Source organism: Streptomyces sp. NPDC049813, from assembly GCF_044465085.1.
GTDB lineage: Bacteria > Actinomycetota > Actinomycetes > Streptomycetales > Streptomycetaceae > Streptomyces.
The window spans coordinates 139,470-151,554 of sequence record NZ_JBITLI010000002.1; the positions used below are offsets into that span (position 1 = coordinate 139,470).

At 67.9% G+C, this 12,085-nt stretch carries 8 protein-coding genes and 1 tRNA gene; 5 read left to right on the forward strand and 4 right to left on the reverse strand.

The window, feature by feature from the left end:
• Positions 1–63: 63 nt before the first annotated feature.
• On the reverse strand, positions 64–1,866 hold the full coding sequence (locus ACIBW6_RS04755; RefSeq protein ID WP_399056681.1) for a DEAD/DEAH box helicase: 1,803 nt from the start codon (positions 1,864–1,866) through the stop codon (positions 64–66).
• Between the two features lie 194 nt (positions 1,867–2,060).
• A complete protein-coding gene (locus ACIBW6_RS04760; RefSeq protein WP_399056684.1) occupies positions 2,061–3,542 on the reverse strand; it encodes an MFS transporter in 1,482 nt (493 codons plus the stop codon).
• 219 nt (positions 3,543–3,761) lie between these two features.
• Between ACIBW6_RS04760 and ACIBW6_RS04765 the strand changes: the two genes are divergently transcribed.
• The 5 genes from ACIBW6_RS04765 (at position 3,762) to ACIBW6_RS04785 (ending at position 8,310) form a co-directional block, all read left to right on the forward strand.
• Positions 3,762–3,833, forward strand: a tRNA-Cys gene (locus ACIBW6_RS04765).
• A 396-nt stretch (positions 3,834–4,229) separates the two neighbouring features.
• Positions 4,230–4,739, forward strand: coding sequence for a hypothetical protein (locus tag ACIBW6_RS04770; protein WP_399056686.1), 510 nt, complete (start codon positions 4,230–4,232; stop codon positions 4,737–4,739).
• Positions 4,739–7,039: a hypothetical protein gene (locus ACIBW6_RS04775; RefSeq protein ID WP_399056689.1), complete on the forward strand. Its 2,301-nt coding sequence runs from the start codon at positions 4,739–4,741 to the stop codon at positions 7,037–7,039. The genes ACIBW6_RS04770 and ACIBW6_RS04775 overlap by 1 nt, the downstream gene beginning before the upstream one ends.
• Positions 7,040–7,054: 15 nt before the next feature.
• Positions 7,055–7,609 (forward strand): hypothetical protein, encoded by a 555-nt coding sequence (locus ACIBW6_RS04780; protein ID WP_399056691.1) that lies wholly within the window; start codon positions 7,055–7,057, stop codon positions 7,607–7,609.
• Between the two features lie 392 nt (positions 7,610–8,001).
• Positions 8,002–8,310, forward strand: a complete 309-nt coding sequence (locus ACIBW6_RS04785) for a hypothetical protein (RefSeq protein ID WP_399056693.1) — start codon at positions 8,002–8,004, stop codon at positions 8,308–8,310.
• A 28-nt stretch (positions 8,311–8,338) separates the two neighbouring features.
• On the opposite strand, the gene mycP is transcribed toward ACIBW6_RS04785, so the two are convergent.
• Positions 8,339–9,754 (reverse strand): type VII secretion-associated serine protease mycosin, encoded by a 1,416-nt coding sequence (gene mycP, locus ACIBW6_RS04790; RefSeq protein WP_399056695.1) that lies wholly within the window; start codon positions 9,752–9,754, stop codon positions 8,339–8,341.
• A gap of 1,735 nt (positions 9,755–11,489) precedes the next feature.
• Entirely contained in the window at positions 11,490–12,008 is a 519-nt protein-coding gene (locus ACIBW6_RS04795; RefSeq protein WP_399056697.1) for a hypothetical protein, read from the reverse strand.
• Positions 12,009–12,085 lie beyond the last annotated feature (77 nt).

Sequence of the window (12,085 nt, forward strand, 5' to 3'; positions counted from 1 at the left end):
CGTCCAGAATCCGGTCAGCGCGGGGCCGGAGTTATTGCCGATTGCCCGCACTTGGGACCCGTGTCACTTCATGCGGGTCGCCCACTCCTGGACCTTGGCGATGCGCTGGCGCAGCTGCCCCGCGGTCGCCTCCGCGCTGGGCGGCCCGCCGCACACCCGGCGCAGTTCGGTGTGGAGGACACCGTGCGGCTTGCCGCTCTGGTGGACGTACGCGCCGACGAGGGTGTTGAGCTGTTTGCGCAGCTCCATCATCTCCTTGTGGGAGACGACGGGCCGGCGCTCGGCGGGCAGTTCCAGCAGATCGGCCTCGGTGTCGGGCTTCTTGCGGCTGTGGGCGATCTGCCGGGCCTGCCGCTTCTGCAGCAGCAGTTGCACCTGGTCGGGTTCGAGGAGCCCGGGGATGCCGAGGTAGTCCTGCTCCTCCTCGCTGCCGGGGTGGGCCTGCATGCCGAACTCGGCGCCGTCGTAGAGCACCCGGTCGAAGACGGCCTCGGACTCCAGCGCCTCGAAGGAGAACTGCTCCTGCTCGCCGGTGTCCTCGTCCTCCTGCTTGTTCGCCTCGTCCATCTCCTTCTCGGACTCGGCGTAGGGGTCCTCCTCCCCTTCCTTCTTCGGCTTGTCGAGGACGTGGTCGCGCTCGACCTCCATCTCGTTGGCGAAGCCGAGCAGGTCGGGGACGGTGGGCAGGAAGACGGACGCGGTCTCGCCGCGCCGCCGCGAACGCACGAAACGGCCGACGGCCTGCGCGAAGAAGAGCGGCGTCGAGATGGTGGTGGCGTACACGCCGACCGCGAGGCGCGGCACGTCGACGCCCTCCGACACCATGCGCACGGCGACCATCCACCGGTCCTCGCTCGCCGCGAAGTCGTCGATCCGCTTCGAGGCCCCGGTGTCGTCGGAGAGCACGAGCGTCGCCCTGCTGCCGGTGATCTCCCGGATGAGCTTGGCGTACGCGCGCGCCGAGTCCTGGTCGGAGGCGATGACGAGGGCGCCCGCGTCCGGGATGCCCTTGCGGACCTCGGTGAGCCGGGCGTCGGCGGCCCGCAGCACGCTGGGCATCCACTCGCCGCGCGGGTCGAGCGCGGTGCGCCAGGCCTGGCTGACGGCGTCCTTGGTCATCGGCTCGCCGAGCCGCGCGGCGATCTCGTCGCCCGCCTTGGTGCGCCAGCGCATGTTGCCGCTGTAGGAGAGAAAGATGACGGGCCGCACGACGCCGTCGCCGAGTGCGCTCCCGTAGCCGTACGTGTAGTCGGCGGAGGACCGCCTGATCCCGTCGTTGCCCTCCTCGTACTGCACGAAGGGGATGGGATTGGTGTCGGAGCGGAACGGGGTGCCGGTGAGGGCGAGCCGCCGGGTGGCCGGCTCGAACGCCTCCAGGCACGCCTCGCCCCACGACTTCGAGTCACCGGCGTGGTGGATCTCGTCGAGGATGACCAGCGTCTTGCGCTGCTCGCTGCGGTTGCGGTGCAGCATGGGCCGCACGCCGACGCCCGCGTACGTCACGGCGACGCCCTGGTACTCCTTGCTGAGCGGACCCGCGCTGTACTCGGGGTCCAGCTTGATCCCTATCCGCGCGGCCGCCTCCGCCCACTGCTTCTTCAGGTGCTCGGTCGGCGCGACCACGGTCACCTGCTGCACGACGTGGTGGTGGAGCAGCCACGACGCGAGGGTCAGCGCGAACGTCGTCTTGCCGGCCCCCGGGGTGGCGACGGCGAGGAAGTCGCGCGGCTGCTCCTGGATGTACCGCTCCATCGCCCCCTGCTGCCAGGCGCGCAGCTTGTTGGCGGTGCCCCAGGGGGCGCGGCCAGGGAAGGCGGGCGAGAGGTGGTGGGACGAGGCGCTCGGGGCGGCGGGCGTGGTAGTCACGGTCTCCGGTTACTTGAGATCGACGGCACGGCTTACTTGAGATCGACGGCACGGCTACGTACACGGCTACGTATGACAACCGGGCCACCCTACCGGTGCGGAGGTCGACGCATCGGACGGACGAGGCCGGGGGGCGGGCGGGTGCGACGCGTGTCACAGGGGGTGCGTCCCGCCCCGGTGTCCCCCACCTCACGTCACTTCTCGCGCAGCCGTGTCCCCACCCACGCCCCCGCCAGCGCGATCGCCGCCATCGGCAGGAAGACGGCGACGAAGGCGGCCGGGTGGGATCCGCCGGACCCGGCGACGACCTCATGGCCCTGCCCCACCGCTCCCCCGCCGAGCGCGGTGAACGCGGCGCCGCCGGCGGCGAGCAGGACCACGTTCGAGAGGCCGTCGGAGATCTGCAGGGCGGCGGAGTTCGTCCCGGCCTCCTCGGGCGCGGAGAGCTGGAGCAGGAGCACGCTGGTGGCGGAGACGACCAGCCCCATCCCGAGGCACCCGAACCCCCACGCCACGGCGACGGTCCACACCGGTACGGCCGCGATCAGCACGCTCGGGGCGGCCGCGACGGCCGCGGCGACGAGCACCATGCCCCCGGCGGTGAGCCGGTCCCGGTAGGGGTCGAGCCGGGGCCGCGACTGGATCCAGGAGCCGAGCGCCCAGGTCGCGCCGCCCGCGGCGAGCGAGAACCCGGCGAGGGTCGGCGACAGCCCGCGCTGGGTGACCAGCATCAGCGGCACGAAGGACTCGGCGGCGATGAACGACCCCGCCGCGACCCCGCGCAGCAGCACCACGGACGGCAGCCCGCGCACGGCCCGGTACGTGCCGCGGGGCAGCAGCCGGAGCACGGACGGTACGAGCAGGGCGGCGCCGAGGACGCCGGGCAGCAGGGACAGGGGCCGAGGGTCCTGGGCGGCGTACTGGAGCAGCGCGGCGCCGAGCGAGATCCCGAGGGCGAGCCGGATCCGGCGCCGGTCGAAGGCCCCGCCCGCGGCGCCGGGCGCGGGCCCGCCGGCCCGGCGCCGGATCTGCGGCAGCGCGAGGGCGAGCGGCAGCAGGACGAGCACCGGGATGCCCAGGAACACCCAGCGCCACCCGAGGTGCTCGGTCACGGCTCCGGCCGCCAGGGGCCCCACGATCGACGGGACGACCCATGCGGCGGCGAACGCGGCCATGATGGCGGGCCGCAGCCGTTCCGGGTAGGCCCGGCTGACGACGACGTAGAGCGCGACGATGACGAGCCCGCCGCCGAGGCCCTGCACGGCCCGGCCGGCCACGAACAGCCACATGCCGCCCGCGGTCCCGGCGACGACGAGCCCCGCGGCGAACGCCCCGATCCCGGCGCCGAGCGGCCCGAGCGGCCCGCGCCGGTCGGCCCACTGCCCGGCGGCGACCATGCCGAAGAGGCTGGTGGTGAAGTATCCGGAGAAGGCGTAGGCGTACAGCGACACCCCGTCCAGCTCGCGCGCGGCGACGGGCATCGCGGTCCCGACGGCGGTCGCCTCGAAGGCGATGAGCAGCACGACGGTGACGATGCCGATGCTCAGGGCCCGGTAGGTCCGCCCGAGCACGCCCTCGACGTCGGCGAGCGCGGCCAGGTCGGGCCCCGGGGCGACCCCCGGCCCGACGCCGACGTCTGTCTGTTCGGTCGCTCTGTCGTCGTCGAGGGCAGCCATGCGGATCAGCGTAAGGGGCATGGCGCGCCCTGACCCCTGTCGGAGGACGGGGAACGCCCTCATCCCTTGGTCCTACGCCCCCGCCCGCGCCGCCCCGCATCATGAACGGCGTATGGCAGTCGCGTTGCGACCGGCGCCGCGCCCTTGAGGGAGCCGCGCCCGGCGGCCTACGGTCGTTCACACCAGCCCGTCGCAACACCAGTTACCCGCGCAACACACGGCCGTGTGCCCGAGTGGTTTAGGGATTCGCCTGCAAAGCGAAGCACACCGGTTCGATTCCGGTCACGGCCTCCGGCAGCTCGACGGCGCTGAGCTGCACGCACAGAAGGGGCGTCCCGCCACGACGGAACGCCCCTTCGGCATGCCCGCCCGCCGCACCTGTCCACGCTGAGCGCGTTCGACACCGATGGGCGCCTCTGAAGCCGGGCTCCCGGCGCGGCTGCGCGGCTGCTCAAGGCGCGTACCAGTTGATCGGCGGCAGCCTGCCCGCAGGCGCGCACCTCCCACCAGCCGACGGCCCGCGAAATAAGCGCAATTGCTCCAGTTGGCGACCCTCACCGCTCCCGTGACAGGACCAACGCGGACTGTGATCCCCTCCGCGGGATTGCTAACTTGATGCCGACCTACAGCACCATCTGGTTGCGAAAGCAATCGGACAAACGGGGACATCGGGGGAAAGGGCGCACCGTGGCGTGGGACGAGTGGGAGAAGCTCAAGACCGAGGCCGCTGACCGGCAAACGACGCAGATGCGGCTGAACCAGGCCGACGGCGGAGGAGGCGCACCACCCCTCCCCGGCAGGACGGGTGACCTCAAGGTCGCCGACGCCGACCTCGCCAGGATCGGCAGCCAGGCCAAGGCGCTCTACGACGGCCTATGGGACGAGGCGCGCGTAGCGGACTCGAGCAGCAGCAAGGCCGCCGGCAGCCTCCTGGGCCAGGGCTTCTCGCTCGGTTCGGGTCTGCAGCACGTGGCCGACCGCTGGGAGGTGCAGTTGAAGTCCTTGATGGACGCCTGCGCCCACATCTCGAACCACATGCAGGTCACGAAGAAGGTGCACGCCAGCGACGAGCACTACATCCAGCGCCAGATGAGCAGCATCGACGCCCTCGACCACGGCTTCGACGAACGAGTCGGCGACCCCGGCAGACCGAACCCCGCCTACTACGGCAAGCCGGACGGGAAGAAGGACGACTGATGAACTTCGACGATCTCCTCGACGCCGACTTCAAGCTGCTCGACGACGCCGTCGAGGACTGGGGCACACTCGTCACCAATCTGGCAGAACTGAAGAAACAGGCCGAGGACGGACTGCACAAGGCCGCCAACAAGGCCGACTGGTCCGGCCTGAACTCCCAGGTGACGAAGGAGTTCATCGGCAAGACCGCCGGGGAGTTCGGCGACGCCCACACCCAGTCGAAGACCATCCACAGCGTCCTGGACGACACCCGGGGTGAGTTGAAGGGTTATCAGAAGCAGCTCGAGGCGGCCGTGCGCCGCGGCCGGGAGAAGCACATCAAGGTCATCGGCCACGACGGCGGCTTCACCGTCACCACGGACATTCCGCCGGAGGCCCGCACCCACGCGGACAAGGACAACCAGGCCGACATCGACGCGCTGCGCGACGACATCCAGAAGATCCTGGAGAAGGCAGCCGAGAGCGACAGTTCCGCAAGCAAGATCCTCAAGGCGCTCGCGGACCAGGCCGAGATGGGCTTCGCGGACGCGAGCTACAAGAACCGGGACGACGCGGCCGCGGCTCTCCAGGAAGCTGAGGACCTGGCCAAGATCGCCAGGAAGGACCCCGAGGACCTCACGGTCAAGGACTTCGACCGCATCAACGCCGGGCTGAAGAAGTACAAGAACGACGACCTGTTCTCCGAGCGGTTCGCCACCGCACTCGGCCCGCAGAAGACGATGGAGTTCTGGGCCGGCATCAACAACCCCGGCATGAACTGGGACATCGGTCACGGCCGCCGCGACCAACTCGACGACATGCAGCACAATCTGGGCCTCACGCTCGCCAACGCCAGCCAGAGCGACTCGACTTCGATGGACGACTGGCGGCGCAAGACCATCGACCTGGGCGACAAGCCCCTCTACGGCGACAAGGGCGGCCCCATGGGCTTCCAGGTCATGAGCAACCTGATGCGCACCGGCGACTACGACGACCAGTTCATGAAGGACTACGGCACCAAGCTCATGGCCACGGAACGCAAGCTCACCGGCAACGGCGAGCACGCGAACATGGCCTGGCAGCACCTGGGCCCGGACCCGATCCTCAACCGCATCGGCGACGACAGCGGTTCGGACCCCCTCACCGGATACATGAAGGGGCTCTCCAACAGCCCGGACGCCGCCACAGACTTCTTCAATCAGCAGTTCGTGTCGAGAGAAGAATCCCCCTTCGAGCGCGACTCGGACGACGAAAATGATTACAAGGGGAAAGTGGCGCTGACCAACTTCCAGTATCTCTTCGAGGAACGGGAATGGCCTGAGGAGACGAATCTGCAAGGCGACGAGGACAACAGTGGGATGAACAACCTGGCGCTGGCCTTGGAGGCCGCCACGACAGGGCATCCCGCTGGCGAGCTGCCGACGCTGGACACGCCTCCGCACACCGCCGAGCAGGCCAAGCTCTTCAGCGCCATCGTGTCCTCGGTCGGAGACGACTCCGCTCGCCTCACTGACCGTGGGTACATGTCGGACAGCATGGGCCAGATCGCTTCGGAGTATCTTCCCGATATCAATCGGGCAGAGAGTGGAGTGAACCCTGACATGGATCCGCATTCATGGAAGGGGATCGAAAAACTTTACCCCGCCAACGGATCCGCAGCCGATCTCGACCCTATGGACACGAACAAGTTCCTCTTTGCGGTAGGACAGAATCCGCAAGGGTACGCGGCTGTCGAGGTCGCCCAAAAGGATTACCTCTCCCGCTTGATGGAGTACCACCTGAATCCGGATCTGCCCGCCGATGTCCGATTCTCCGACGATGACGAGACGACTGTCAGGGCAATCTCTCAGAGTTCAGGTGAGATCTCCGGCGTCCTCGGCCTCGGACGCCAGGAGGAAGTAAACGCCGCAGACGCCGCCAAGAACGAGGACTACGATAAATCGGTCGCCCAATACAAGAACCTGGTTGCCGGCACCGCCGGAACCATCACGGGAGTGGGCACCTCATTCATTGCGACACCCTGGGCCGGTGCCCTCGTGGGCGGCGCCGTCGGCACTGCGACCGGGGGTGTACTCGAGAGCGTCTTCGCAGATGCCCAGGGTCATGTGGACAACAGCGAGGAAGCCGGAGACCGTTGGCAGACGGGACAAGAGGAGAACAACGCCAGAACGAGTCAGGCCGCCCGCCTGGCCGCTCAACGGTACGACAATGCCGATGCCGAAAATTTGGGCACGTGGGCCGGCCAATCAGCTAGGCAAGGTTATATCAATGCTCGCGCGATCCTTGACGGCCAAGACCCAGGCGCTATCACAACACCCTGACGTCACAGTTGTGGATTGGACTACCCCATGCCCCTCACCCATCGGCTCCGCCGCCGCCGGTTGACCGCTCTTGCCATTTGCGGCATCGCACTATGGACGCTTTCTGCATGTTCGGGCGGGGACTCCGAACGTGAGTATTCCATGCCTCAATCATTGTGTGGCACCAAGATCGACACAAAAGAACTCGGGAAATTCTTGCCCGCTGGTAAGAAGATCACGGTCACGAGCAGAGAGGGAGATGCGAACACTCGCCATTGCGATGTTCACGTGGACTCGAAACTCGCTTTCTTGACCACGCAGTCGTGGTGGGAGAGTGGATCTACGACCGCCAGGTTCGCGTCGGGCCAGACCCTCGACACGCCTGACAAATCTGCCGAGGGAGGTACCTACCTCTACTCCGGTTACCAAGCCTTCGGCGCGGTCAAAGACTGCAGGAATACCAAACATGCAGATCAGCAGCTCTTCACCGGGCTGCAGGCGAATGACACAGAGGAACGCGACGCCGATGCCATGCACCGATTGATCACGTCGTACACTCAGGCAGTACAGACATCAGGGCAATGCCAGTAGAAGGCGTGCGCATGACGGGACCGGCGTCTCTCGATGTACGTCCTGCACGCCGTCTCACGCGGCCGTGGCCGACCGGCTGGGTTGGGCTTCTGAGGATGAGTCCAATAAGGTCTCTACCGCCTCGGGCTCATACCTGGAATTCGTCGAGTCACCCTTCCGAAAGGGGCTACTCGGTGACTCGTCGACAGGTTTCGACGCTATCGGCAGCGCTGGTTGCCGCTTACGTACTTGCCGGTTGCTCTACAGGGCCGAAGGAGAAACGAGAGTACGCCGCACCCGAATCCCTGTGCTCCATCCCCATCGACTCCGCCCTTCTGACGCCCTTCTTGCCAGACGGGAAATCGGTCGACGTGCAGGAGAAAACCCCAGTGCCGAGCAGAATCCGCTGCCAAATGAGCGTCGATGACAAGGTGGCCCTGATCGCCAGCCGAGAGTGGCGGGAACGGGGCGACGATGTCACGGATGTCGCCGATTCTCTGGCCCGAATCGACGGCGGCAAGCTGACCAGCGATAACAAGTATCTTTGTGCGGACACGGGAGCAGTCGGAATTGCGACTTCGTGCGCCAGTTCTGAGCACCAGAACCACGTTCTCTTCACCGCAATTCAGGTGTATGCGAACGGACACGACGACGCGACCGCAATGAAAGACCTCATCGCGAGCTACACCAAGGCCGTGGAGCGATCGAACACCTGCGGCTGAAGCCGTTCCCTCCCGCTGAAGCCGCCCTTCAGGAACGACGGTATGGATTGTCGGGGTTGCTGTTTGGGGCCGGTGCCGCCGAACCGTACGGCTGCTGCTGGCCTCCGTGCGGCTGTTGCGCACCGTACGGAGTCCCTAGGTACGACTGCTGCGGCGTCGGCATGCCCGGCGGCGGAAGCTGTCGGGCATCGCGGCGCCGACGCCGGGCCACTCCGAACGCCACTGCCCCGCCGATCACCACCACAGCGGCAACGCCGAGACCGATCCACAACCCGGTCTCGCTGTCGTCCTTCGAGGCCGGCGCCGCGGCCGGACTCGCGCCGTCCGTGGCTGCGGCACCGCCGCCGGTGCCCTTCGAGGCCTCGCCCGACGGGGATTTGGCTGCCACTGGGAAGTCCGACATCGGGAATTTGTCGGCCGGGCCCGGGTCACCTGGGTCGGTGAGCGCGACGCGGGGGCGGACGGCCCCGTAGCCGATGAAGTCGCTGCGCTTGTCCTTGTCGTCCTTGATGCCACCAATGGTGTTCAGGATGACCCGGAGCACCTGGTTATTGGTCCAGTTCGGGTGCTTGGACCAGATCAAGGCCGCGCTTGCCGAGGCCAGGGCAGTGGCGTCACTGGTGCCATGGCTCTTGCAGTAGCCCGTCTTGCCTCCGCAGGCATGGACGATGTCCATGCCTGGGGCAGCGATGTCGACCTGGGGTCCGTACTCGGATTCGCTGGTGCGGCGACCGTTCCTGTCGATCGCCGCGACCCCGACGACACCAGGCGTCGCCGCCGGGTACTCGACGATGTTTGTCGTGTCCCCGCTGTTTCCGACCGCCGCGAACACCAACGAGCCCTTCGCCAAGGCGTATTCGACCGCATCCGCCAACCGCTCGGAGGGCTCCTTCAGCTGTGCACTCGCGGCGGTCCCGCCCTGCGAGACGTTGATTACCTTCGCACCGTGGTCCGCGGCGTACCTGATCCCCACCGCAGCCTCTTCGAAGAGCCTCTCGGACGACTCCGCGCGGTTGGCCGCCTTCTCGCCATCGGACAGACGAACGGGGAGAATCTTGACTCCCGGCGCAAGACCGAAGGCCCCGTTTCCGCCGTTGCCCTTCCCCGTTCCGGCGATCATGCCTGCGATACCGGTGCCGTGGCCGTCGTAGTCCACACCTGCGTCACCGGTCTCTCCCCTGGAGAGATCTTCCCCTGCCACTACTTGCCCGAGCAGGTCAGGATGATCGGCGTCGACCCCTGTGTCTAGGACTGCCACCGTGATGCCCTTGCCGGTACTAGTCCGCCACATCTGGTCCGCCTTCATGGCGTCCAGATGCCACTGCTGGGCCCGAAACGAGTCCGCGTACGCAGGGACCGACGCCGACGTGCCCACCAGGAGCAACCCGAGCGTCACAGAGACTGCCGCGCCCAGACTTCTGCGGCGGGTGCTGCTGGTGGGCATGGCTACCTCTCGTCGTTCTTGGTCTCATCGGGGACAACGGGAGGCACACTACGGCCCTCGTCGGGCTGCCACGTCGCTTCGTCTTCAGTGACGTAATCCGGGCGGTCGCTCTGGTCGGTGTCCCGACGCCTGCCCGGTCGTGAGCCGCGCGGCGCCCCACCGCCACGCCCAGCCCCGCTGAGGTTGTCCTCACCTGCCGCGCCAGGCGTGCCTTGCGGGCGGACCAGACCGGAGCCGCCACGGGTGAAAGCTTGCGCGTTCGCACGCTGTTGCCGACTCGGGCGGCCACCGACGACGCCCCTGTCGTCACTGGCCCCCGCAGACAGTCGGCCCGGGCTCGTCCCCCGCGAAACCGAACCAGCGCCGGTGGGCCGGCCACTGATACCGCCTTGTGGCTGCCCCGGCAGGCCTCGTGCACCCGCCGTTCCGCGTCCGTTGCCCGTTCCTTCGGATCCCATAACGGTGCCTCGCGGCACACCAGTCGTGGGCCTACCCGTCGACTGTTGCGGTCGTCCGCCCGTAACGCCGCCCTGGGCGGGTCCGCGCCCCGCCGCGGAGCCTGGTGCCCGCCCGGTGCTCGTTCCTGTCTGCCCAGCAGCGCCAGGTGTCCGCCCCGTACTCGGGCCCGTCTGTCCTCCCGGCCCGGACGCCCTACCCGCGCTCGTCCCGCCTTGGACGGGCGGGGTGTTCTGTGCTGGGCGCCCGTATGCGCCCGGGGCGGAGGGGGCTGGCCGAGCGGCTGAACCCTGGGCGACGGGTCCCCCGCCGGGGCGCCCGGCCCCCGGCAGTCCCGTGGCCCGAGCGGGGGGTCTCGGGGTGCCCGTGATTCCGTAAGCGGGAGGCACTGATCCCGGCATACCCGGCCCTCCGACGACGGGGCTGACCGGCCCCGAAGAACTCGGCGGAGAGACGGCGGGTGGTGTCTGCGTCGGCGGGGGAAGCGTTTCCACCGAGTCGACATTCATGTGTGTCGCGGGCTCGGACACTACGGGGGAGACTCTGCTGACCTCCCCGACCACCGGAGCATGCGCCGTTTCTGTGCCCGCGTGGGCACTGTCCGTGCCAGTTGCTGAGACTGTTGCTGCGCGGGCGGGAGTGGTCCCGGGCGCGGTGTCACCGTACGGAGCTCTGGCCGTCGTCCGGCCCTGGCCAGTTGCCAGGCCCTCACTTCCGCCAGTACGCCGGACGGCCTCGGGATCCTGGAGAACGACCGGCGGCGGCGGAAACTTCAGGAGATCCGGCTTGCGTGCCGCGGCCATCTGCGAAGACGAGAGCGAGTACGCCTGCCCCAGCTTGTCCATCTCGTCAGCCGTCTGCTGCCGGACGGCCATGTTCTTGGAGAGGATGGACTGCGCATCAGGGTCGTTGTGCGCGGAGCGGGCCGCGTCGATGTTGGCGTCGACGTTCTTGTTCCGCGGCACCGAGGTCTTGGCCGTGCTGATCGCCTGGGCCGCGTGGCCGAGCCACTTGCCCGATTCCTGGCTGTAGTCGCCCAGCGCGACAGTTGCGTTGGCCAGCTTGCCTGCCCACTGCCGGAACGAGTCGGCGCCCTCGCCCTTCCACTTCACCCACTGTGGACGGACCTTGAGCTCGTCGGCGATGCTGTGGATCTCCTTGGCCGCGGACGCTAGCTTGTCCGCCGCCGCCTGCACCGTGCCCGCATCCGCGTCGTCGAGCCAGGCCAGCATCTGCTCGTGCGTCATTCCGTCGAACGATGTCTTCTTCTGACCGGCCATCAGAGTTCCGTCTCCTGTCCGCCGTCACCGCTGGCCTTCTGGCCGGAGCCGCCCGACTTCTCATGCGGATGCTCGGGTACGTACGCGCCGCCATAGTGATGCGTCGTCTCCGCGCTGATCGCCGCCATTCGTCGGCGCACGTCCAGATCCACGTTCTCGTAACCCTTGTGGGAAGCCATGACGGCGATGCCCATGGCCTCTATCGAGTCCGAAAGGAGCTTCGAGAGGTTCTCCAGGTCCGCGATCACCGTGTCGTACTGGGTGAATACCGTGTCGGCCTCGTGCCAGCCTTTGTGGCCGCCGCCGAACTTCGAGCGCGCCATGGCCTCCTGGCCGACCTTGGTCGGTCCCGCCGGGGATGCCTTGAGGTCCTTGATGAGCTGATCCACCCGCTGCTGGAAAGCCGTGAACGACTCCAGCTCCGTCACAATGTCCGCAGCCGCGCCCTTGGCCGCCTCGACGACGTTGAAGGCCCAGCCTCCGAGGCCGCCCGAGCCGCCGCCCTTGTCGTCCGCCATCGCGTACGTCCCTCCCCGTTCCCCCGTGAACATGCGTTTAGAGCAAGTTGGTCCGGTGACAACTTTAGCCATCCGTA

Excerpts from the sequence above, each read along its gene's own strand:
- ACIBW6_RS04760 (WP_399056684.1), bottom strand. The coding sequence starts at position 3,542 with ATGGCTGCCCTCGACGACGACAGAGCGACCGAACAGACAGACGTCGGC.
- ACIBW6_RS04775 (WP_399056689.1), top strand. The coding sequence starts at position 4,739 with ATGAACTTCGACGATCTCCTCGACGCCGACTTCAAGCTGCTCGACGAC.
- ACIBW6_RS04785 (WP_399056693.1), top strand. The coding sequence starts at position 8,002 with ATGAGCGTCGATGACAAGGTGGCCCTGATCGCCAGCCGAGAGTGGCGG.
- mycP (WP_399056695.1), bottom strand. The coding sequence starts at position 9,754 with ATGCCCACCAGCAGCACCCGCCGCAGAAGTCTGGGCGCGGCAGTCTCT.
- ACIBW6_RS04795 (WP_399056697.1), bottom strand. The coding sequence starts at position 12,008 with ATGGCGGACGACAAGGGCGGCGGCTCGGGCGGCCTCGGAGGCTGGGCC.